The following is a 20,599-nucleotide window of genomic DNA, read 5'->3' as shown; positions in this document are numbered from 1 at the left end:
CGCGCTAGCGTCCTCGGTCATGACCGCCTCCGAAACCGACTTCGTGTCCGCCACCCGCACCGCCTACGACACCGTCGCGGTGTCCTACGCCGAACTGTTGAAGGACGATCTCGCCGCGAGCCCGTGGGACCGCGCGATGCTGGACACCTTCGCCGAGCTGGTGGGCGCCGGTGCGCGCGTCGGGGATCTCGGGTGCGGTCCGGGCCGGGTCACGGGGTATCTGGCGGGACGGGGGCTGGCCGCGTTCGGGATCGACCTGTCCCCCGGCATGGTCGAGGTCGCGCGCGCGGCGCATCCGGGTCTGGAGTTCGAGGTCGGGTCGCTGGCCGCGTTGCCGCTGCCCGACGCGTCGCTGGCGGGCGCGCTCGCGTGGTACTCGCTGATCCACACGCCGCCGGAGAAGCTGCCGGTCCTGGTCGCCGAGCTCGCTCGCGTGGTCGAGCCGGGCGGACGGCTGCTGACCGCGTTCCAGGTCGGCACCGAGCGCCGGCACCTGACCCACAGCTACGGCCACGACATCTCCCTCTACGCCTACCGGCTCGACCCGGACTTCATCACCGGGCTGCTCACCGACGCCGGCTTCACGATGGAGGCCCGGCTCGTCCGCGCGAGGGGGCCGCGTGAGAAGACGCCGCAGGCTTATCTGTTGGCGCGCAAGGAAAGCTGAGTCATTCGCGCAGCCGGGCCAGGACCGCGTCGAGGGCGTGGCGCACCGAGCCGGGCACGTCGTCGTGGCGCAACGCGGTCATCAGCTGCTCGTTGATCCCGCCCGGCGTGGTGTGTTTCGCGGTCAGCTCGGTGAGCGACGCGGTGCCCAGCGACTGGCCCAGCTGCGCGAACAGATGCGTCACGTAGGCGTCGGCAGCGCCCGGTTCGACACCGTGGGCGGCGAGCCAGCAGGCGATGGTCGCGAGGTAGTCCAGGTGCGCGGCGAAGGTGGCCGTGGCGGCGCTGAAGGCGTCCAGCGTCGGCTCGTCCGGTGGGACGACCACCCCGCCGAGCGGCTCGAACAGTTCGCGGGCGACGGGGTGGTCGGGGAACAGCGCGGTGCGGCTCTGCCGGCGGGCGGCCTGCGGCAGCGGAATGGTCCGCACGACGTGCGCGGCCGGCGCGGTCCACTCCCGCAGCGTCGCCAGCGGCACCCCGGCCACGGCGCTGAGCACCACGTGATCCGGCCGGAACTCCAGCTCTGCCACCACTTCCCGGGCCACGGCGGGCCGGACGGCGAGCACGATCACCGAAGCCGCGTCGAGTACGTCCTGGTTGGTCTCGCAAACGCGCACGTTCGGAAACCGCGCCGCCAGCTCCTGCCCGGCCTGCCGGCCGCGCGGAGACAGGAACACCGCAGGTCCGTCGGCGCCGAGCCCTTCGACGATCGCCGCCGTGATCTCCCCGGCTCCCACGAACCCGTACGCCCGCATGCCCCGCCCTCCTAGTGTGGACCTCGACGATCGGAGGTCACCCGTGCACGCCATGCACTACGAGATCACCCTGCCCGCCGACTACGACATGCAGATCATCCACCGCAGGGTGCGCGAGCGGGGACCGTTGCTGGACGAGTTCCCCGGGCTGGGACTCAAGGCGTACGGGGTGCGGGAGCGCGGCGTCGACGGCTCGGCGCTCAACCAGTACTCCCCCTTCTACCTCTGGCACGACCCGGCGGGCATGCATTCGTTCCTGTGGGACGGCGGGTTCCGCGGGATCGTCGACGACTTCGGCCGCCCGCCCGTGCAGCACTGGACCGTGCTCGCGTTCGAGGAGGGGCCCGCGTTCGGGACCACACCGCGGGCGGCCGGCAAACGCACGGAAATCCTGCCCCGCGAGGTGCTGCCGGGTGAGGTGATCACGTCGGCGGTCGCAGGCCTGACCGAGCACGCGCGGCGCGCCGGCGCCCACTCGGCTGCGCTCGTGATCGACCCGCGCGGCTGGGAACTGGTGCGCTACACGCTGTGGGCCGGGGACGCACCGGACGAAGACCCCGTGCGGTACCGGATCGGGCACGTGTCGATGCCGGGCCTGGCGAAATTGCGCCGTGGCAGGCAGTGGTGAACTCGGTACGGTGATCGTCGGAGCAACCTGAGGGAGCAGCATGACTCGCTTGCACGATCGCCGGATCCTCGTGACGGGTGCCGGTTCCGGCATCGGCCGCGCCACCACGCTGCGTCTGCTGGAAGAGGGGGCGCGGGTGGTGGCCACCGACGTGTCCGCGGAGACCATCGCCGGCACGGCCGAGCTGGCGGGCGACCCACGGCTCGAAACCTTCGTGATGGACGTCGCCGACGAGCAGTCGGTGGTGAAGGGCACCGCGGCCGCGATCGAGCACCTCGGCGGGCTCGACGTGCTCGTCAACGCCGCCGGCATCCTGCAGGCCTCCCACACGCACGAGACGTCGCTGGAGTTCTGGAACCGGATCGTCGCGGTGAACCTCACGGGCACGTTCCTGGTCACGCGCGAGGCGCTGCCCGCGCTGATCGCCACGGGGAAGAGCGTGGTGATCAACTTCAGTTCCACCTCCGCGGCGTTCGCCCACCCGTACATGGCGGCGTACGCGGCGAGCAAGGGCGGGATCCAGGCATTCACGCACTCGCTGGCGCTGGAGTACAGCAAGCAGGGCGTGCGCGCGGTCAGCGTCGCGCCGGGCAGCGTGAAGAGCGGTATCACCGACAACGCGGGCACCTGGATGCCGCAGGACGTGGACTGGGCGCTGTTCGGCAAGCTCCTGCCGATCCTGCCGACGGACCTCGCGACGCCCGTCGGCAATCCGGTCGGGCGCCCGGAGTCCGTCGCCGGCGTCGTGGCGATGCTGGCGTCGGACGACGGCGAGTTCATCACCGGCACCGAGATCCGCATCGACGGCGGCACCCACGCCTAACGCGGCATCGGCCTGAACTCGGCCAGGTCCGGCAACGGCGGCACCACCCGCGCATACGCGTCGGCGGCCAGGATGCCGTCGGCGGGGCGGGTGGTGCGCTGCCCGAGCTCGTCGAGGACCTCGCGTTCGGTGCGGCCACGGGCGAGCAGCAGCAGGAACGGGTCGGCGTCGAGCAGCCACGACACCTGGAACGACAGCGCGGCCGCGTGCCGGCACGGCAGCTCGAAGCCAGGGCAGTCGCACTCCGGGTCCAGGTCGCCGATGCCGGGCAGCAGCGGCACGTCGTCGGCCAGTTCGGTCGGCAGGTGCCGGTCGAGCAGCGCGGCGAGGTTCCCGGCCCGGTCGGCGGCGCGCCCCAGCAGCACGTCCCAGTCCGCTGTGGACAGTTCCGCCAGGTGCACGCTCGTGCGGAACGGGCCGCCGTCGGTGTCGTCCACCGTCGCGGCGATCCGGCCGGGGCTCACGGTGATCGGCCCGACCAGGCCCGCGACGGCGTACCGGCGGCCGCGCCGCAGCTGCCGCAGATCCAGGGCTGTGTCCTCCATCGCCCGCAGCCACGCGCGGCCCCACCACGTGCGCGCGAACGGCCCCCGGCCTTCGCGCGCGGGGAACGCGGGGAACCCTCGGACGCGGTCGGTCATGCCGGCCTCCTCAGCTGCACGAGCTGGGCGAGCTCGGCGTCGGTCAGCTCGGTGAACGCCGCTTCCCCACCGGCGAGCACGGCGTCGGCGAGCGCTCGTTTCTCCCGCAGCAGTGCGGCGATCCGGTCCTCCACGGTGCCCTCGGCGACGAGCCGGTGCACCTGGACCGGGCGCGTCTGCCCGATCCGGTACGCGCGGTCGGTCGCCTGGTCCTCGACGGCCGGGTTCCACCAGCGGTCGTAGTGCACGACGTGGTCGGCGCGGGTGAGCGTGAGGCCCGTCCCGGCCGCCTTCAGCGACAGCAGGAAGACCGGCACGGCGCCGTCCTGGAACCGGCGGACCAGCTCCTCGCGCCGGGCGACGGGAGTACCGCCGTGCAGGAGCTGGCTGGGGATCCCGCGGTCCTCGAGGTGGCGTTGCAGCAGCCGCGCCATCACCACGTACTGGGTGAACACGAGCACCGCGCCGTCTTCGGCGAGGATCGTGTCGAGCAGCTCGTCCAGCAGCTCCAGCTTGCCGGACCGGCCGGACAGCGGCGCGTCCTCGCCTTCGGCCAGGTAGTGCGCCGGGTGGTTGCAGATCTGCTTGAGCGCGGTGAGCAGCTTGACGATCCGGCCGCGGCGCGCCATCCCGTCGCTCGCCCCGACTTCGGCCAGCAACTCCCGCACGGCCGCCTCGTACAGCGCGGCCTGCTCGGCCGTCAGCGCCACGGGCCGGTCGGTCTCGGTCTTCGCGGGCAGCTCGGGCGCGATCCCCGGGTCGGATTTGCGCCGCCGCAGCAGGAACGGCCGCAGCAGCCGGGAAAGCCGTTCCGCCGCGGCGGGATCGGCGCCGGACTCGACGGGTTTCGCCCACCGGGCGCGGAATTCCGTCAGCGTGCCGAGCAGGCCCGGTGTGGTCCAGTCCAGGATCGCCCACAGCTCCGACAGCGTGTTCTCCACCGGCGTGCCCGTCAGCGCCACCCGAGCCGTCGAACGCAGCGTGCGCAGCGCTTTCGCCGTGCCGGAGCGGTGGTTCTTCACGTGCTGGGCCTCGTCGGCCACCAGCAGGTCCCACGCCACGGCGGCCAGCGGCGCCGGGTCCGCGCGCAGCGTGCCGTAGGTGGTGAGGACGAACCCGTCGAGGTCGTCGAGCGAGCGCGCGCCGCCGTGGAACCGCCGCACGGCCACACCCGGGGCGAAGCGGTGGATCTCGGCTTCCCACGTGCCCAGCAGCGATGCCGGGCACACCACCAGTGTCGGGCCGGTGGCGCGGTGCAGGTGCAGGGCGATGAGGGTGAGCGTCTTGCCCAGGCCCATGTCGTCGGCGAGGCAGCCGCCCAGGCCCAGGGAGGTGACGGTGTCGAGCCAGTGCAGGCCGCGCAGCTGGTAGTCACGCAGGGTCGCGGTCAGACCCGGGGGCTGCGGCGCCGGTCCGGGCAGCTCGGCGAGCCGCGAGCGCAGGGTGGCGAGCCAGCCGTCGGTGACGAGCTCGACCTCGGCACCGTCCACTTCGGTCGTGCCGGCCAGGACAGCAGCCAGCGCGTCGACGGGCGCGAGGGGTTTCAGCGCCCGCTCCCGGGCGCGGCTCGCCGACGCCGGGTCGAGCAGCACCCACCGATCCCGCAGCCGCACGACAGGCCGGCGGGCCTCGGCGAGCACGTCCAGCTCGGCCGCCGACAACTGCGTGCCACCGAGGGTGAGCTGCCAGTCGAGCTCCAGCGCGCGGCCGCCCCCGAAGAACGCCGGCACGTCGTCCGGCGCGGCACCGGGGCGCACGACGGCGCGGGCCGTGAGCCCGGCCAGCTCGGCGGGCCAGTGGACGGCGACGCCGAGCTCGGCCAGCCGGCCGGCGGCGTCACCGAGCAGCTCGCGGATGCCGTCGTCGCGCAGCGCCACCTCCGCGGGCACGGGCGCGGCCAGCAGCGGCGCGAGCGCCAGCCACACCTCGGCGCAGCGCCGCAGCAGGAGCAGCACCTCGTGGCGGACCGCCTCGGCACCGGTTCGCCACAGTTCCGCCGCATCCACGAGCGTGTCGCCGTGCACCTGCACCACCGCGCGGAACCGACCGTCGTCCAGGTCGTCCGATTCGAGCCGCAGCGACACCCGCGTGGTGGCGGCGAGGCCGGCGACGTCACGCAGGAACCGCAGCAGCAGCTGGAACGGCTCGGGCAGCCGGGCCGGGTCACCGGGCAACGGGGTGGCGTGGGCGTGCGGCGGCATCGCGTCCGCGAGCCGGCGCAGCCACTGCTCTTCCTCCGGTGCCAGCGGTCCCGTCCATCCGGCCTCGGCCAGGCGCGTCCCCGCCTGCGCGGCGATCGACCAGAACTCGGCCGACGCGTCGCCGCGGGCTCGGCCCAGCAGTTCGACGGCGTCGGCGACCGGGACCCGCCGCGCCGGAACCGTGCGCGGACCGTCTCGCAGCACCACGTCGAGTGGTCCCCGCTCGCCCGGTCCCACCGCTGTCGTGCCGTCCGGGTGCCAGAACACGACGAAACCCGGCTCGACGACGACGGCCTCCCCCGGCGATGCGCTCCCCACGACTCCCCTTCCCGTCGGTCTCGGACGCCGTCCGCCGACGTTACCAGAACTCTGTACGACGTACGAGGAAATACAGGGCAGAATGACGCGGATGAGCACGGAGTACACCGGCGGCGGCGACCCGCGGCGCACGATCGAGCTGCTCTGGGGCGTCCCCGGGCCGCCGCGGCGCGGGCCGAAACCCAAGCTCACCGTCGCCGACGTCGTCGCGACCGCGACCCGGCTGGCCGACGCCGACGGGCTGGAGGCCGTGACCATGCGCCGCGTCGCCGACGAGCTCGGCGTCGCCCCGATGTCGCTCTACACCTACGTGCCCGGCCACGCCGAGCTGATCGACCTGATGCTCGACGACGCCCACGGCGAGCTCACCGCCGAACTGCCCTCGACCGGCTGGCGCGACGCCCTCACCGCCGTGGCCGAGGACCTGTGGCGCCTCTACCACCGCCACCCCTGGCTCCTGCAGATCACCACCGGCCGCCCGCCGCTCGGACCCAACACCTTCGCCAAGTACGAACGCGAGCTCAGCGCACTCGACGGCCTCGACCTCGACGAGCTGGAGCTCGACGCCGTCGTCAGTCTCGTCATCGGGCTCGTGCAGGGCACCGCGCGCGGCTCCATCGACGCCGTCCGGCTCGCGCGCCGCACCGGCCTGACCGACGCCGAGTGGTGGGAACGCAGCGCGCCCGTCCTCACCGAAATCCCCGCCGCCGACGCCGCGAACTTCCCGCGCGCGAGCCGCGTCGGCACCGCCGCCGGCCAGGCCCACAACGCCGCGTCCAACCCCGAGCACCACTTCCGCTTCGGCCTCGCCCGCATCCTCGACGGGGTGACGCTGCTCGTCGAGCGCCGCTGAAGGCCTGGAGACTGTCGGTCCCCCGGTTTAGGTTCGCACCAGGTGTCGGTTTCGCGCATGCCCGATCGTCGAGCGGGTACGAGCGAGCCGGTACCGGAGGGAGCACGGGTGGAGGAGCACGGGCGGGACGCCGCGGTGGAGGCCGCCGTCGCGCGGGCGTTCCGGGAAGAGTGGTCGCTGGTCGTGGCCACCCTCATCCGGATCACCGGCGACTGGGACCTCGCCGAGGAGTGCGCCCAGGACGCCTTCACCCTCGCCGTGCGCACCTGGCCGCGCGACGGCATCCCGACCCGACCCGGGGCCTGGCTCACCACCGCCGCCCGCAACCGAGCCGTCGACCGGATCCGCCGCGACGCCGTCGGAGCGGGCAAGCTCCGGGAGGCCGCGCGCATGATCGTCCCCGACGAACCACCCACCGACGACACCACCGTGCCCGACGACCGCCTCCGCCTCATCTTCACCTGCTGCCACCCGGCGCTCGCCGTCGAAGCCCAGGTCGCGCTCGCGTTGCGCACCCTGGCCGGGCTCAGCACCGCCGAGATCGCCCGCGCGTTCCTCGTGCCGGAGGCCACGATGTCGCAGCGGCTCGTGCGTGTGAAACGCAAGATCCGCAGCGCCGGCATCCCCTACCGCGTGCCGCCCGCGCACCTGCTGCCCGAACGCACCGCGGCCGTGCTCGGCGTGCTGTACCTGCTGTTCAACGAGGGCTACACCGCCAGCGCCGGACCCGACCTGCAACGACCGGACCTCGCCGCCGAAGCGATCCGCCTGGCCCGCGTGCTCGTGCACCTGATGCCCGACGAACCCGAGGCGACCGGTCTGCTCGCGCTCCTGCTGTTGCAGCACGCCCGCCGCGCGACCCGCGTCGCCGGCAACGGGGAGCTGGTGCCGCTGGAGGAACAGGACCGCGGCCGCTGGGACGCCGCCGCGATCATCGAGGGCACGACCCTGCTGGAAGCCGCGTTGCGCCGCCGCAGCCCCGGGCCGTACCAGGTGCAGGCCGCGATCGCCGCGTGCCACGCCACCGCCGCCCGCGCCGCCGACACCGACTGGGCCCAGATCGCCGGCCTCTACCGCGAGCTGCGCCGGCACCTGCCCACCCCCGTCGTGGAGCTCAACCACGCGGTCGCCGCGGGGATGGCCTTCGGGCCCGCGACCGGCCTCGCGCTCGCCGACGAGCTCACCGCCCGCGGCACGCTCGCCGGCTACCACCTGCTGCCCGCCACCCGCGCCGACTTCCTGCGCCGCCTCGGCCGCACCGCCGAAGCCCACGCCGCATACACCGACGCGTTCGACCTCACCCGCACCGACGCCGAGCGCAGCTACCTGCGGCGCAGGCTCGCCGAAACATCGCCCGAAAAATCCCGCGCCGGAGTGTCGGTCCCGGCGCCGCCCGTTCGTCGGCTGGACGAACCGACCCGTGAACCGGAAGGACCGCGATGATCACCAAGACCCTGCGCGTGCCCGGCGCCGAGCTGACCTACGACGTCGACGGCGACGGCCCCGTGCTGCTGCTCGTGCCCGGCGGACCCGCCGACGCCACGGCGTTCACCGGCCTGCGCCCGCACCTGACCGGCCACTACACCGTGGTCACCTTCGACCCGCGCGGCATCTCCCGCAGCCCGATCGCCGGCGAACCCGGCCGCGACCTCGTCGGCGAGCACGCCGACGACGTGCACCGCCTGCTCACCGAAATCGGCGGCGGGCCCGCGCACGTGTTCGCCAACAGCGGCGGCGCGATCACGATGCTGGAGCACGCCCGGCGCCACCCGGGCGAGGTGGCGACCCTGGTCGCCCACGAACCGCCGATCAGCCGCTACCTCGGCGAAATGCTCGCCGAGTTCCCCGACATCCCGGCGATCTACCGCGAGCAGGGCATCGAAGCCGCGCTCGGCGCGTTCATGGCCGCCTCCGGCTTCGACGTGCCGCCGCCACCGGCTCACCCCTCGGCCGAGCAAATCGAGCAGGGCAAACGGATGCAGGGCAACTTCGCCTTCTTCTTCGGCCACCTCATGGCCGCCATCGGAGCCTGGGAACCCGACCTCGACGCCCTGCGCGCCACCGACACCCGCCTCGTCGTCGCCGTCGGCAAGGCCGCGGCCGGCACCCCCGCCCACACCGCCGGGCTCGAACTCGCCCGCGCGCTCGGGCAGGAAGCCGTGGAGTTCCCCGGCGACCACGGCGGGTTCGCCGGCGAGCCCGGCCCCTTCGCCACCCGGCTGACCGAAGTCCTCACCCACGCCTAGGAGACCGCTCATGCGTTACCTGCTCATGATCGCCGGCGAAGAGCCCACGGAAGAACAGAAGATCGCCGGGTGCGGAGGCTGGTCCGACGACCTGCTCGCCCGCGGCATCTTCGTCGGCGGTGGCGGCCTGCACCCGCCGGCCACCGCCACCTCCGTCCGCGTGCGCGATGGAGACGTCCTGCTGACCGACGGCCCGTTCGCCGAGAGCAAGGAACAGATCGGCGGCTTCGTCATGATCGACTGCGCCGACCTCGACGAGGCCGTCGAAATCGCCTCCCGCCACCCCGCCGCCGCGTACGGCACCATCGAAGTCCGCCCCATGCTGGGCTGACCCGAACCCAGAGGAGAACCCCATGCCGTCCCTGGTGGAGCGCGAAGACCAGCCCTACGTCGGCTACCGCGCGACCGTCGGCCTCGACGGGCTGCGCGAGGTCGCGCACCGCATCGCCACGATCGTCGGCGCCCTCGCCGAACGCGAGGTCGCGCCGGCGGGCGCGCCGTTCTTCCGCTACCTCGTGATCGGCTCGGACATGGCGAGCCTGACGGTGGAAGCCGGTGTGCCCGTCACCGCGCCGGTCGAGCTGGGCGAGGAGTACCGCAACGACGTCGTGCCCGGCGGGAAGTACGTGCTGGCCACCCACTACGGCGCACCCGACGGACTCGTCGCCGCCACCGCCGAACTGCTCGAGTGGGGCGCGGCCGAAGGCGTGCGCTGGGACCGCACCCAGGCCGCCGACGGCGAGCACTGGACCGGGCGCCTCGAGGTCTACCGCACCGACCCGCGAGTGGAACCCGACGCCACGAAGTGGGAGACCGACCTGTACTTCCGCGTCGCCGACTGACGAGCGCGCCGCGGGACCGGCTTGAGCATCGCGTCAGCCGGTCCCGCGCGCCAGCCACCCGCCGAGCAAGCACGCGAATCCGGCCGTCGAAGCGAACGCGCGCAGCAGGTTCCACCGCACCCAGCTCGTCTCGAACCGCGCCCGCAGTTCGGCCAGCGGCGCCGTGCCGCGGTCCAGCGCGTTGTTCATCGGGATGTTCTTCACCGCCGTGATCACGATCATCGCCAGCAGCAGCGCGAACCCGGCGATCAGCCACGGCAGCGCCCCGCGCCCGCCGGATGCCAGATCCAGCACCGCCGCGGCCGCCGCCAGCAGGGGCGCGCCGAGGAACGTGAGCAGGAACCAGCCGTTGACGATCGCGATGTTGATCTCGCGCATCGCCGTGACGAACGTGTGGTCGTCCGCGCGTGCCAGTCCCGGCATCACCGACACCGCGTACGAGTAGAACAACCCCGCGATCAACCCCGCCGCGACGATCGCGACCACCAGCACCACCCCGGACACCGTGGACATGCCGTGCTCCCTTCCCCAGCCGGCGCGGCTCACCGCGTCCAGACGCCCGTCGCCGCCGTCGAGCGCGCGTAATCGCCGAAATCGCGCGCCGGGCGCCCCAGCACCAGCTCCACGTCGCCGGTCACGTGCGAGTTGCGCCCGTCCAGCACCCGCGCGAACAGCTCGACCAGCACCCGCGCCTCGTCCTCGGGCACCCCGCCGTCGGTCGCGAGCCGCACGAACTCGTCCGCCGAAACCGGACGATAGCGGACATCCCGCCCGATCGCGGCGGAGATTTCCCCGGCCACGTCGCCGAAGGTCAGCAGCCGCGGGCTGGTCAGCTCCAGCGTGCGGCCGTCGAGCGCACCCGTGGTCAGCGCCTCGGCCGCGATGTCGGCGACGTCGTCGGCGTCCACGAACGGCTCCGTGGTCTGCCCGGCCGGCAACGCGATCTCGCCCGCCAGCACCGGCTCGAGGAAGAAGTGCTCGCTGAAGTTCTGGAAGAACCAGCTCGCCCGCAGCACCGTCCACGCCGCGCCCGACTCGCGCACCACCTGCTCGCTGACCGCCGCGTCCTCCTCGCCCCGCCCGGACAGCAGCACGATCCGCTCCACCCCGGCCGCCACCGCCTCCGCGCAGAACGCCCGGATCACCGGCGCCGCCCACGGCACCACGAGGTCGGGATAGAACGTCAGGTACACCGAGCCGACGCCGTCGAGCACCGGCGCCCACGTCATGTCGTCCGCCCAGTCGAACCGCGGCTCGCTGCCCCGCGAGACCACCCGCACCTCGGCACCGCGCGCAGCCAGCCGCTGCGACACCCGGCGCCCCGTCTTGCCCGTACCACCCAGAACCAGAGTTGTTTTCGTCATGAGAGCCAGTGAAGCGCCGATGAATGAGACTCTCCATGGTTCATCGGCTCGATCCCATGTTCCAGCGTCTACACTGCTCGCATGGATCCGCTCGCCGCGCTCCTCGACGGGCCCCGCGCGCACGGGGCCTTCCTGCTCCGCTCGGTCCTGACGCCACCGTGGTCACTGCGCATCGAGGACGAGGCCCCGCTGACGGTCGTGGCCGTGGTGACCGGCGAGGCCTGGCTCGTGCCCGACCACGACGACGCCACACACCTCGGCGCCGGGGACATCGCGGTCGTCCTCGGCCCCGAGCCGTACCTGTTCGCCGACGACCCGGCCACCCCACCGCAGGCGGTGATCCTGCCCGGCCAGGAATGCCGCGCCCCCGACGGCGAGCACCTCGTCGACCTCGTCGACGTCGGCGTCCGCACCTGGGGCACACCGGGCGGCGGCACCACAGTGCTGCTCACCGGCACCTACCCCCGCGTCGGCGAAGCGTCGCGACGGCTGCTCGCCGCCCTGCCGCAGACCCTGCTCGTGCGCGCGGCCGACTGGGACAACGCGCTCGTGCCGCTGCTCGCGACCGAGATCGGCAGAGACGTGCCCGGCCAGGAAGCCGTGCTCGACCGGCTCCTGGACCTGCTGCTCATCGCCGCCCTGCGCACCTGGTTCGCCCGCCCCGGCTCGCCCGCGCCGGCCTGGTACCGCGCCCACGACGACCCGGTCGCCGGTCGTGCGCTGCGGCTGCTGCAGGACCGGCCCGCACACCCCTGGACCGTCGCCGAGCTCGCCGCCGGCACCGGTGTCTCCCGCGCCGCCCTGGCCCGTCGCTTCACCGCGACCGTCGGTGAACCCCCGATGGCCTACCTGGCCGCGTGGCGCCTCGCCCTCGCCGCCGACCTGCTGCGCCAGCAACCCGACACCAAGATCGGCGCCATCGCCCGCCAAGTCGGCTACGGCAGCGCGTTCGCGCTGAGCGCCGCGTTCAAACGCGAATACGGCCGCAGCCCCCAGCAGTACCGCACCCGCGTGCCGGCCTGACCGCGCCGCCGGAGCCCGTCACCGGAGGTTCGAGGTCGCCGACGTCGCGAAGTGGGCGACCGTCCCGGCAATCGCGTCCAGGTAGTGGCTCAGCACCACCTGGTTGACGTTGTCGAGGCGATCACAGCTTCGGTGATAACACGGGTCGTACCGCTCGTCGGCCAACCCGCCCCACGCCTGGGCCTGCGGCTCCGACTTCCGCTTGCGGTCACCGTTTTCCGCGCCACCCGACGGGATCCCGGCCTCGACGAACGCCGATTCATCGTCGCCGACGAACTCGATGATCTGCGGCTCCACCCCGGTTTGCTTCAGCTGGCCGGCGAGCACGCCGGCGACGGTGGCCGAACCGGGCGGACCCGACGCGGACCGGTCGTCACCCACCCCGCCCTGCGCGAAGTACCCGCCGTTCGGCGAAGCGATCATGTCCACGTTGAGGTAGAGCAGGATCTTGCCGAGCTCCTCGGTGGAAAGCCCGCGCACGTAAGCCTTCGAGCCCTGGGAACCGTCCTCTTCGGACCCGAAGAACGCGAACCGCACCGCGTTGCGCAACGCCGCCGAAGGACCGAGCCGCTTCGCGATCTCCAGCAGCGCCGCCACACCCGAACCGTTGTCGACGATGCCCGGCCCCTCCTTCACCGAATCCAGATGAGCCCCGACCACCACCACGTGGTCGGGGCTGCCGGTGCGAGTCTGGGCGACGACGTTGCGCATCGTGCCCCGCTGTCGCGACCCCTCGTAAGTGGGTGTGTCCACCTGGTAACCGGCAGCCCGCAGGACACCGGCCACGTAGTCGACGCTCGCGTCGTATCCCGGGCCCGGGGACGCCCGATTGCCGCCGTTCTCGTCGGCGATCCGCTGCAACGCCTGCAGGTGGACGACCGCGCCGGCGTCACTCACCGCACTCTTCAACTGCTGGGCCACCGGACCGTCGGTGGCCGGAACGCTGACGGGCTCCTCCGCCGGAGCCGAACAACCCGCCACAACCACGCCCGCGATCAGCGCGAGCAGGAGTCTTCTGCGAGACGGGACCCGTTTCGACGACCGCATCACCAGGGTGCTCCTCCCCGAGCCCGAGCCCGTGCCACGAGATGACCGGACGGGCCCGCGCCCGCACCGGCCACCATCGTCGCCGCTCGCCCGGGCCGCGGCACCGCACGGCAAAGGTGAAACCGGCTCCGGTCCACCCCGGACGATCTCAGGCCGTGGCGACCCGCGCCGCACCCACGATGTGGTCCACGAACCCGTAGGCCAGCGCCTCCTGCGCGTCGAACCACCGGTCACGGTCGGCGTCGGCGGTGATCCGCTCCACCGACTGCCCCGTCTGGGCCGCCGTCAGCTCCGCGATCCGCCGCTTCATCTTCCCGAACACCTCGGCCTGGATCGCGATGTCCGTCGCCGCCCCCGAGATCCCCGCCGACGGCTGGTGCATCACGATCCGCGTGTTCGGCAGCAGGTGCCGCTTGCCCGGCGTGCCCGACGAGAGCAGGAACTGCCCCATCGACGCCACGAACCCCAGCCCCCAGGTCGCCACGTCCGGCTTCACCAGCTGCATCGTGTCGTAGATCGCCATCCCCGCCGTGACCGAACCCCCGGGCGAGTTCAGGTAGAAGGTGATGTCCTTCTCCGAGTCATCCGCGGCCAGCAGCAACAGCTGCGCCGTGATCCGGTTCGCCACCTCGTCGGTCACCTCCGTGCCCAGGAACACGATCCGGTCGCGCAGCAACTGCTCGTACACCGACTCGTTCGGCTGCTGCCCCGCCGCGTGCATTTCGGGAACCACCGTCAGCGTCATCGTCTTCTCCTCACTCGGTGCGAGATCCCTGTCCGCCCCGAACGTAGGAGCGCGGGCGCGGCCGTGGGGGCGCCGTTCGCTCACGGCGTGGCCGGTTCGCTCCCGGCGATCACCCGGGCCGAAGCCGCTCAGCGCAGGACGGCCGCCAGCAGATCGGTCCCCAGCGCCGTCAGATCGGGCAGGTTGAGGGTGTAGCGGACGTACCGGCCGTGCCGGCGGGTCGTGAGCAGGCCCGCACGGCGCAGGACGGCGAGGTGGCGGGAGACCTCCGGGGGCGAGAGCTCCCAGGCGTGGGCGAGTTCGCCGGTCGTGTGCGGGCCGCGGGCCAGGGTGCGCAGCAGCCGCAGCCGCACCGGATGCGCGAGTGCTTCCAGCCGGAGCGTGACCGTTTCCAGCGAGACCGGCGCCGACGGGCTCGCCGCGGCGACGGGGTACTGCACCACCGGCCGCCACCCGGGCGCGTGGATCGCCACCAGGTGCGGGCGGCCGAAGACACTGGGCAGGAACGTGACCCCGGTGTCGCGGGCGGCGGTCGCGTTGTCCTGCAGCTTGTCCACGATGATGCAGCTGCCGTCCGGAGCCAGGGTGACGGCGCCGGAGACCGACGCGAGCGCCGCCCCGGTACCCTGGCGCTTCAGCAGATCGTTCTTCAGCCGCAGATCGGCGGCGAGCTGCGCGGCGACGCCCCGCCAGGCGGCGCCGAAGAACGCTTCGGCGCACTGTTCGAGGGTGTGGCGCACCCGGGCCCGCACGGCTGCGGGGTCCGCGAGCAGCCGTTCCGCGAAAGCCTCTTGGAGCGCGCCACGGGCCTGAGCGAGGTCCAGGGCCCGCTCGCGCGCCGTCGCGTCGGCGAGCGGTGACGGCCCGGAGAAGTGGACCCGGTTGCTGCCGCACGTGGTGATGAGCGCGGCCGTCACGTAGGTTTCGTCGTCGATCCGGTCCACGTCGTCCAGCTCCTCGGCGAGGGTCGGCCGGGGCCGCGCGGGGACCAGGAAGTCGGCTCGTGAGGAACGCCAGAGGAACTCCGCCTCCCTGAGCCGCTCGGCCAGCTCCGGCCGCAGCCCCGCCCACACCTCGCCCGCCCAGCCGGCGAGCTGCGGGTGATGCCCGGGCTCGGCCAGCACGTGCAGCATCGCGGTCAGCTCGGCCAGCGGCGACGCCGCGAACCGGAGACCCCCGGACGGCAGGCCGCCGATGTCGATCCTCAACGTCATCCCCTCATCTTCGCCGGTCCGACGGCTGGAGACCGCGTCGATTGACGGGGTCCGTCAACCGACGCGGTGATCCCGGCGGCCGGCCGCACCGTGGACGCCATGGCAACCACCACCAAGATCCGGCCGGGCGCCCTCGTCCGTGCCTCCGGCGGCCCCCGCTACGCCGTCGCCCTGGCCGTGGACGCGCTCGGCACCGGCCTGCTGCGGCCCTTCCTGTTGCTCTACGGGGTGACGGTGCTCAGGCTCTCCCCGCCGGTCACCGGCATCGCCATGACCGTCGGCGCCGTCGCGGGCTTGGTGTGCATGCCCGCCGTCGGCCGGTGGCTGGACCGGGGCGCGCGCAGCACGGCCGTGGCGGCGTCGATGCTGGTGCGGGTGCTGGGCGTGGCGCTGCTGCTCGCCGTCCCCGCGGGGCACGTCTGGCTGTTCGCGACGGCGGCGCTGTTCCTCGGCATCGGCAACCAGGCCTGGCCGGCCGCCCACGCCGCCCTCGTGGCCACGGTCTCCCACGGCCGGGAACGGGACGCGGCACTCGCGGGAGGCCGCGCACTGCGCAATGCCGGCCTCGGCGCGGGCGCCCTCCTCGCCACCGCATGCCTGACCGGCGGCACCACCGCACTTCAGGCGCTGGCAGCCGTCACCGGACTCGCCTACCTCGCCGCGGCGGCCTTGGCGTGGTCGGTGCACATCCGCGCACATCCCGCCGCTGCTCCGGCCGACGACGGGGCCGATCGGCCCGCACCTCGGATGCGCACGGTGCTGGCCGCCAACGTGGTCTACGTCTTCTGCCTCAACGTCCCCGAAGTCGCGCTTCCCCTGGTCCTGGTGACACAGCTGCACGCGTCCCCGGTGTGGCCGGCAGCCATCTTCGTCGCCAACACGGTGCTGGTGGTCACCCTGCAGGTTCCCGTCACCGTCCTGCTGTCCCGCTTCTCCCGGCGCACCGTGCTGGCTCTCGCCGGTGTGGTGATCACCGGGTCCTACCTCGGCTTTCTGGCGGCCACGTCGCTGGGCGTTGGCTGGGGAGCCCCGGCCGTCGCGGCGGTGTCCGTGGTCTGCACCCTCGGCGAGATCATCTACGCCGGCAGCGCGACCGCGCTCGTCACCACCCTGGCCCCGGTACCGGTCCTGGGCCGCGCCCTCGCCCGCTTCCAGCTGTCCACGGGCTTCGGCCTCGCCGTCTCCCCGGCGGTCATCACCGCGCTCGCCGCCCACGGCCCGGCCGCCCTCTGGGGCAGCCTCACCGCGGCGACGCTCGTCTCCGCCGCCGCCATCGAGAAGGACCAAACACCAGCGAGGCGCTCTGCTCGCCGGCACGGGTCAGGGCCGAGCGGCGGTGCCGGTGCGGGCCGCTGATTACGCTTCCACCATGGACACTCCGGCGGACGACCGCGTCCCCATCTTGTTGCGCAGCCGGCCCAGCTGGCTCGTCGCCCAGCTCGCCACGCAGGTCACGCGGCTGGTGGGCGAGGCGTTCGACGCCGCCGGGTTCCGTCGCTACCACTACGCACTGCTCGCCGCGCTCGACGAGTTCGGCCCCGCGAGCCAGGCCGCGCTCGGACGGCGCTGCCGCATCGACCGCAGCTACGTCGTCGAGGCCGTCAGCGAGGCCGTCAGCGAGCTGGAGGCCGGCGGCCTCGTGCTGCGCGCCCCCGACCCGGCCGACCGGCGCCGCAACGTCGTCACCCTCACCGGCGCGGGCCGCACCCACCTCGCCGCGATGACCCGGACCCTCGACGACGTGCAGGCCGAGCTCACCGCACCCCTGCTCGCGGCCGAGCGCGTGCAGTTCGTCGACCAGCTCGGGCGGGTCCTCGACCACCTGCGCGAGCCCCGCGTCACCGGTAAGGGTTCCGAAATCCCGTGATCTCGATCATGGCGGTGAACGGGGCTAGCGTGGCGTACGTGTGAGCCGCAGGCCGTACCGGCTCTCTCCGTCCGTTCGCATGCGAAGGATCCGCCCCTATGACGAACCACCCCTTCCGCTTCGGGGTCTCCCTGCTCAACGTCGGTTCCCGCACGGACTGGCGCGCCCGCGCCCGCGAAGTGCAGGACCGCGGCTACGACGTGCTCCAGGTCCCCGACCACCTCGGCATGGCCTCGCCGTTCCCCGCGCTGGTCGCGGCAGCCGACGTCACGAGCATCCGGCTGGGCACCTACGTGCTCAACGCCGGCGTCCTCAGCCCCGCCTACCTCGCCCGCGACGTCGCCGACGTGCAGCGCCTCACCGACGGCCGGCTGGAGCTCGGCCTCGGCACCGGCTACATGCCCAACGAGTTCGAGGCCGCCGGCGTGCCGATGGGCTCCGGCGGCGAGCGCATCCGCAAGCTGGAGTCCACGCTCAAGGCCACGCGCGAACTGCTCGCCGCCGAAACGGGTGCGCCCGTGCCGCCGATCATGCTGTCCGGCTCGGGCGACCGCATGGTGGCGCTCGGTGGCCGTGAAGCCGACATCTTCAGCTTCTCGATCATGGCCGGCGTCACTCCGGGCACCGCCCCGGAAGACGCCTTCGCCCACCGCGTGCAGGTGCTGCGCGACGCCGCGGGCGACCGCTTCGGCGACATCGAGCTGAACCTGTTCGTCGCGGCCGTCGGAGACAGCGTCGAGGAGCTCGACCTCGGCATCATCCGCCAGGCCAGCGGCCTGCCCGACGAACAGCTCACCCAGCTGCCCGGCGTGCTCGTCGGCTCGCCGCGCGAGATCGCCGAGCGGCTGGAGCGCTACCGCGAAACCTTCGGCACCACCTACATCAGCGTGCTCGAACCGCACCTCGCCGCGTTCGCCGAGGTCATCAAGCACCTCAGCTGACCGACGTCGCGGGCGCCCAGGGTCCGCATCCGGTCCAGCACCCCTGGGCACCGCGCGGCGAATTTTCTGTGACCCGAGAGCACGAGAAATCGGGCCGGGTATCCCGTTGTGCGAATCGGCATTTTATGACCTGTTCGAGCGGCCCCTAGGGTCGAAATCATGGAGTGGAGTTTTCAGCCGGCCGAAAAGCTGGCGGCCGCATTGCATGCCGGTGAAGTGACCTCGGCGGAACTGACCGACGAGGCGATCGCCCGGATCGAGCGCGACGACAAGGTGATCAACGCGATCTGCGTGCCGGACTTCGACCGTGCGCGAGCCGCCGCGCGCGATGCCGACCAGGCGCGCGCTCGCGGCGAGGACCGGCCGCTGCTCGGCATCCCGGTGACAGTCAAGGAGTCCTACGACATCGCCGGGCTGCCCACGACCTGGGGCATGCCGCAGCACCGGGGTTACGTGCCGGCCGAGGACGCGGTCCAGGTGGCGCGGCTCAAGGCCGCGGGCGCGGTCGTGCTGGGCAAGACCAATGTGCCCTTGGGGCTGCAAGACATCCAGACCTTCAACGAGATCTACGGCACCACCCACAATCCGTGGAATCACGACCGCACGGCGGGCGGATCCTCCGGCGGATCAGCGGCGGCCCTCGCGTCCGGATTCTGCGCGCTGTCCATCGGCTCCGACCTCGCCGGTTCACTGCGCACCCCCGCGCATTTCTGCGGCATTTACGCGCACAAACCCACACTCGGACTGGCCGCGACCCGTGGCATGGTCGCGCCGCCGGCACCGGCTTTGCCGGTCGACCTCGACCTCGCCGTCGTCGGCCCGATGGCACGCACCGCCCGTGACCTCACACTCCTGCTCGACGTCATGGCCGGACCGGACCCGCTCACCCACGGCAAGGCGCACAACGTGACACTGCCGCCCCCGCGCCACGAACGGCTCGGTGACTTCCGCGTCCTGGTCCTCGACGAGCACCCGCTCGTCCCGACCGGGTCCGCGGTGCGGGCGGGCGTGAACCGGGTGGCCGACGCACTTTCCGACGCCGGCGCCCGGGTCGAACGGCAAACTCCGCTGCTGCCCGACCTGGCCGAAGCCGCGACGCTGTACATGCAGCTGCTGGTTTCGGGCTCCGTCGCACGGTTTCCGATCGACGCCTACGAGCAGCTGCAGACCCGCGCGGCCGGACTGAACGCGGACGACCGGAGCCTCGACGCGACGCGGTTGCGCGCCATGGTGTTGAGCCACCGCGACTGGCTCGAGGTGAACAACCGCCGCGAGCTCCACCGCCACGGCTGGCGGCAGCTCTTCGCCGAGTTCGACGCCGTGGTCTGCCCGATCACGCCGACTCCGGCGTTCGGTCACGACCACCACCCCAATCCGCTCGAACGCCGGATCGACATCGACGGCGCCGCGTACCCGTACTTCGACCAGCTCGTCTGGGCCGGCCTGGCCACCATGCCCGGCCTGCCCGCCACCGCGATACCAGCGGGCCAGTCCCCCGAGGGGCTGCCGGTGGGGGTCCAGCTCATCGGCCCGATGTTCGAGGACCGCACCCCGCTGCGGCTGGCCGAACTGCTCGAACAGAAGATCGGCGGCTTCCAGGCCCCGAGGCAGGACGTACTACCCACCCTCGGTGGCCTGCTTACCGCTTAAGCGGCAAGATCGCGGGCGTGACCCCCGAGCTCGGCCCGACGACCCGCGTCATGCACGCGATGGAACAGCTGTGGGCGGAAATCCGCAGCCGGCACCCCGACGTGCCCGACGCCATCCTCGTCCTGGCGTCCGGCACGATGGGCACCACCACCGAGATCCACGGCCACTTCGCCCGCTCCCGCTGGCACGTCGGCCCCGGCGAGGACCCTCGCGCCGAGTTCTTCCTCGGTGCCGAAGGCCTGCGCCGCCCCGCCGCGGAAATCCTGGCCACCACGTTGCACGAAGCCGCGCACGGCCTGGCCGCGACCCGGGACATCGTCGACGTCAGCGACGGCCGGTACCACAACAAGCGGTTCGCGGCGCTCGCCCACGAGCTGGGCGTGCGGGCCGAGCAGGCGGACCGGATCGGGTGGTCGGCCACCACCGCCCTGCCCGCGACGATCGACGCTTACGCGGGTTCCCTGCGCGTTCTCGAACGGGCGTTGACGGTGTGGCGGCACACCGAACAGGAGGTCGCGGTCCGCGCGCGGGCTCCGGAACCGCTGCCCACGGATCCCGACCAGCCCGACGTCGTCGTGCCGGCACCGGTTCCGGTCGTGATCGCGCCGGTGGACGGCCGCGGCGCTCACCGCGGTGGGCCGAACTACGTGGCGGCGGTGTGCGGGTGCGACAAGCCGCGCCGCATCCGGGCCGCTCGGTCGGTTCTCGAGCTGGGGCCGATCACGTGCAGTCTCTGCAACTCGCCCTTCACGGAAATCGCGAACTGACCAAGGCC

The 20,599-nt window shown here is 72.9% G+C and carries 22 protein-coding genes; 14 read left to right on the top strand and 8 right to left on the bottom strand.

From position 1 onward, the window contains the following. Positions 1-19 precede the first annotated feature (19 nt). Positions 20-667, top strand: a complete 648-nt coding sequence (locus AB0878_RS03410) for a class I SAM-dependent methyltransferase (protein ID WP_366576083.1) — start codon at positions 20-22, stop codon at positions 665-667. A gap of 1 nt (position 668) precedes the next feature. On the opposite strand, the gene AB0878_RS03405 is transcribed toward AB0878_RS03410, so the two are convergent. Beyond that, complete coding sequence (locus tag AB0878_RS03405) at positions 669-1,421, bottom strand: NAD(P)-binding domain-containing protein (RefSeq protein ID WP_366576081.1); 753 nt, start codon at positions 1,419-1,421, stop codon at positions 669-671. Between AB0878_RS03405 and AB0878_RS03400 the strand changes: the two genes are divergently transcribed. After that, positions 1,420-2,049, top strand: a complete 630-nt coding sequence (locus AB0878_RS03400; protein WP_366576079.1) for a DUF4865 family protein — start codon at positions 1,420-1,422, stop codon at positions 2,047-2,049. The two genes, AB0878_RS03405 and AB0878_RS03400, sit on opposite strands and share 2 nt — an antisense overlap. 40 nt (positions 2,050-2,089) lie before the next feature. Beyond that, on the top strand, positions 2,090-2,872 hold the full coding sequence (locus AB0878_RS03395; protein ID WP_366576077.1) for an SDR family oxidoreductase: 783 nt from the start codon (positions 2,090-2,092) through the stop codon (positions 2,870-2,872). Here AB0878_RS03395 and AB0878_RS03390 read toward each other — a convergent pair. Both AB0878_RS03390 and AB0878_RS03385 read right to left on the bottom strand, forming a co-directional pair. Next, complete coding sequence (locus AB0878_RS03390; protein WP_366576075.1) at positions 2,869-3,513, bottom strand: SWIM zinc finger family protein; 645 nt, start codon at positions 3,511-3,513, stop codon at positions 2,869-2,871. The genes AB0878_RS03395 and AB0878_RS03390 overlap by 4 nt on opposite strands. Beyond that, positions 3,510-6,032, bottom strand: a complete 2,523-nt coding sequence (locus AB0878_RS03385; protein WP_366576073.1) for a DEAD/DEAH box helicase — start codon at positions 6,030-6,032, stop codon at positions 3,510-3,512. Before AB0878_RS03385 ends, AB0878_RS03390 begins: the two co-directional genes overlap by 4 nt. Before the next feature lie 82 nt (positions 6,033-6,114). On the opposite strand from AB0878_RS03385, the gene AB0878_RS03380 reads away from it, so the two are divergent. The 5 genes from AB0878_RS03380 (at position 6,115) to AB0878_RS03360 (ending at position 9,973) form a co-directional block, all read left to right on the top strand. Continuing rightward, a complete protein-coding gene (locus AB0878_RS03380; protein WP_366576071.1) occupies positions 6,115-6,885 on the top strand; it encodes a TetR/AcrR family transcriptional regulator in 771 nt (256 codons plus the stop codon). 108 nt (positions 6,886-6,993) lie between these two features. Then, on the top strand, positions 6,994-8,328 hold the full coding sequence (locus AB0878_RS03375) for an RNA polymerase sigma factor (RefSeq protein ID WP_366576069.1): 1,335 nt from the start codon (positions 6,994-6,996) through the stop codon (positions 8,326-8,328). Beyond that, a complete protein-coding gene (locus AB0878_RS03370) occupies positions 8,325-9,131 on the top strand; it encodes an alpha/beta hydrolase (protein WP_366576067.1) in 807 nt (268 codons plus the stop codon). Before AB0878_RS03375 ends, AB0878_RS03370 begins: the two co-directional genes overlap by 4 nt. Before the next feature lie 10 nt (positions 9,132-9,141). Continuing rightward, positions 9,142-9,462, top strand: a complete 321-nt coding sequence (locus AB0878_RS03365; RefSeq protein WP_366576065.1) for a YciI family protein — start codon at positions 9,142-9,144, stop codon at positions 9,460-9,462. Between the two features lie 22 nt (positions 9,463-9,484). After that, on the top strand, positions 9,485-9,973 hold the full coding sequence (locus AB0878_RS03360) for a GyrI-like domain-containing protein (protein WP_366576063.1): 489 nt from the start codon (positions 9,485-9,487) through the stop codon (positions 9,971-9,973). A 33-nt stretch (positions 9,974-10,006) separates the two neighbouring features. Here AB0878_RS03360 and AB0878_RS03355 read toward each other — a convergent pair whose 3' ends face one another. Continuing rightward, positions 10,007-10,486, bottom strand: a complete 480-nt coding sequence (locus AB0878_RS03355) for an anthrone oxygenase family protein (protein ID WP_366576061.1) — start codon at positions 10,484-10,486, stop codon at positions 10,007-10,009. Positions 10,487-10,515: 29 nt separating this feature from the next. Further along, a complete protein-coding gene (locus AB0878_RS03350; protein WP_366576059.1) occupies positions 10,516-11,337 on the bottom strand; it encodes an NmrA family transcriptional regulator in 822 nt (273 codons plus the stop codon). Positions 11,338-11,418: 81 nt separating this feature from the next. On the opposite strand from AB0878_RS03350, the gene AB0878_RS03345 reads away from it, so the two are divergent. Then, the gene (locus tag AB0878_RS03345) at positions 11,419-12,360 is read left to right on the top strand and encodes an AraC family transcriptional regulator (RefSeq protein WP_366576057.1); all 942 of its coding nucleotides are present in this window, start codon (positions 11,419-11,421) and stop codon (positions 12,358-12,360) included. A gap of 18 nt (positions 12,361-12,378) precedes the next feature. Here AB0878_RS03345 and AB0878_RS03340 read toward each other — a convergent pair whose 3' ends face one another. The 3 genes from AB0878_RS03340 to AB0878_RS03330 form a co-directional block, all read right to left on the bottom strand. Then, a complete protein-coding gene (locus AB0878_RS03340) occupies positions 12,379-13,257 on the bottom strand; it encodes a M20/M25/M40 family metallo-hydrolase (protein WP_366576056.1) in 879 nt (292 codons plus the stop codon). A 298-nt stretch (positions 13,258-13,555) separates the two neighbouring features. After that, entirely contained in the window at positions 13,556-14,152 is a 597-nt protein-coding gene (locus tag AB0878_RS03335) for an ATP-dependent Clp protease proteolytic subunit (protein ID WP_366576054.1), read from the bottom strand. Positions 14,153-14,280: 128 nt separating this feature from the next. Continuing rightward, a complete protein-coding gene (locus AB0878_RS03330; protein WP_366576053.1) occupies positions 14,281-15,366 on the bottom strand; it encodes a helix-turn-helix domain-containing protein in 1,086 nt (361 codons plus the stop codon). 99 nt (positions 15,367-15,465) lie between these two features. Here AB0878_RS03330 and AB0878_RS03325 point away from each other — a divergent pair, with 99 nt between their 5' ends. The 5 genes from AB0878_RS03325 to AB0878_RS03305 all read left to right on the top strand — a co-directional run bounded on the left by AB0878_RS03325 (position 15,466) and on the right by AB0878_RS03305 (position 20,591). Beyond that, positions 15,466-16,722 (top strand): MFS transporter, encoded by a 1,257-nt coding sequence (locus AB0878_RS03325; protein ID WP_366576051.1) that lies wholly within the window; start codon positions 15,466-15,468, stop codon positions 16,720-16,722. A 13-nt stretch (positions 16,723-16,735) separates the two neighbouring features. Further along, positions 16,736-17,233, top strand: coding sequence for a MarR family winged helix-turn-helix transcriptional regulator (locus tag AB0878_RS03320; protein WP_366576049.1), 498 nt, complete (start codon positions 16,736-16,738; stop codon positions 17,231-17,233). Between the two features lie 98 nt (positions 17,234-17,331). Beyond that, positions 17,332-18,174, top strand: a complete 843-nt coding sequence (locus AB0878_RS03315) for a TIGR03621 family F420-dependent LLM class oxidoreductase (RefSeq protein WP_366576047.1) — start codon at positions 17,332-17,334, stop codon at positions 18,172-18,174. Between the two features lie 159 nt (positions 18,175-18,333). Continuing rightward, positions 18,334-19,824 carry an amidase gene (locus tag AB0878_RS03310; RefSeq protein ID WP_366576045.1) on the top strand — a complete coding sequence of 497 codons (1,491 nt, stop codon included), beginning with the start codon at positions 18,334-18,336 and terminating at the stop codon, positions 19,822-19,824. Positions 19,825-19,841: 17 nt separating this feature from the next. Next, a complete protein-coding gene (locus tag AB0878_RS03305) occupies positions 19,842-20,591 on the top strand; it encodes a hypothetical protein (protein WP_366576043.1) in 750 nt (249 codons plus the stop codon). Positions 20,592-20,599 lie beyond the last annotated feature (8 nt).

The organism is Amycolatopsis sp. NPDC047767 (assembly GCF_040704195.1).
Taxonomy (GTDB): domain Bacteria; phylum Actinomycetota; class Actinomycetes; order Mycobacteriales; family Pseudonocardiaceae; genus Amycolatopsis.
This window is presented reverse-complemented; position numbering and strand designations above follow the sequence as displayed.

Coding starts and splice junctions, on each gene's coding strand:
- AB0878_RS03410 (WP_366576083.1), top strand. CDS start 20: ATGACCGCCTCCGAAACCGACTTCGTGTCCGCCACCCGCACCGCCTAC.
- AB0878_RS03400 (WP_366576079.1), top strand. CDS start 1,420: ATGCCCCGCCCTCCTAGTGTGGACCTCGACGATCGGAGGTCACCCGTG.
- AB0878_RS03405 (WP_366576081.1), bottom strand. CDS start 1,421: ATGCGGGCGTACGGGTTCGTGGGAGCCGGGGAGATCACGGCGGCGATC.
- AB0878_RS03395 (WP_366576077.1), top strand. CDS start 2,090: ATGACTCGCTTGCACGATCGCCGGATCCTCGTGACGGGTGCCGGTTCC.
- AB0878_RS03390 (WP_366576075.1), bottom strand. CDS start 3,513: ATGACCGACCGCGTCCGAGGGTTCCCCGCGTTCCCCGCGCGCGAAGGC.
- AB0878_RS03380 (WP_366576071.1), top strand. CDS start 6,115: ATGACGCGGATGAGCACGGAGTACACCGGCGGCGGCGACCCGCGGCGC.
- AB0878_RS03370 (WP_366576067.1), top strand. CDS start 8,325: ATGATCACCAAGACCCTGCGCGTGCCCGGCGCCGAGCTGACCTACGAC.
- AB0878_RS03365 (WP_366576065.1), top strand. CDS start 9,142: ATGCGTTACCTGCTCATGATCGCCGGCGAAGAGCCCACGGAAGAACAG.
- AB0878_RS03360 (WP_366576063.1), top strand. CDS start 9,485: ATGCCGTCCCTGGTGGAGCGCGAAGACCAGCCCTACGTCGGCTACCGC.
- AB0878_RS03355 (WP_366576061.1), bottom strand. CDS start 10,486: ATGTCCACGGTGTCCGGGGTGGTGCTGGTGGTCGCGATCGTCGCGGCG.
- AB0878_RS03350 (WP_366576059.1), bottom strand. CDS start 11,337: ATGACGAAAACAACTCTGGTTCTGGGTGGTACGGGCAAGACGGGGCGC.
- AB0878_RS03345 (WP_366576057.1), top strand. CDS start 11,419: ATGGATCCGCTCGCCGCGCTCCTCGACGGGCCCCGCGCGCACGGGGCC.
- AB0878_RS03335 (WP_366576054.1), bottom strand. CDS start 14,152: ATGACGCTGACGGTGGTTCCCGAAATGCACGCGGCGGGGCAGCAGCCG.
- AB0878_RS03330 (WP_366576053.1), bottom strand. CDS start 15,366: ATGACGTTGAGGATCGACATCGGCGGCCTGCCGTCCGGGGGTCTCCGG.
- AB0878_RS03325 (WP_366576051.1), top strand. CDS start 15,466: ATGGCAACCACCACCAAGATCCGGCCGGGCGCCCTCGTCCGTGCCTCC.
- AB0878_RS03320 (WP_366576049.1), top strand. CDS start 16,736: ATGGACACTCCGGCGGACGACCGCGTCCCCATCTTGTTGCGCAGCCGG.
- AB0878_RS03315 (WP_366576047.1), top strand. CDS start 17,332: ATGACGAACCACCCCTTCCGCTTCGGGGTCTCCCTGCTCAACGTCGGT.
- AB0878_RS03310 (WP_366576045.1), top strand. CDS start 18,334: ATGGAGTGGAGTTTTCAGCCGGCCGAAAAGCTGGCGGCCGCATTGCAT.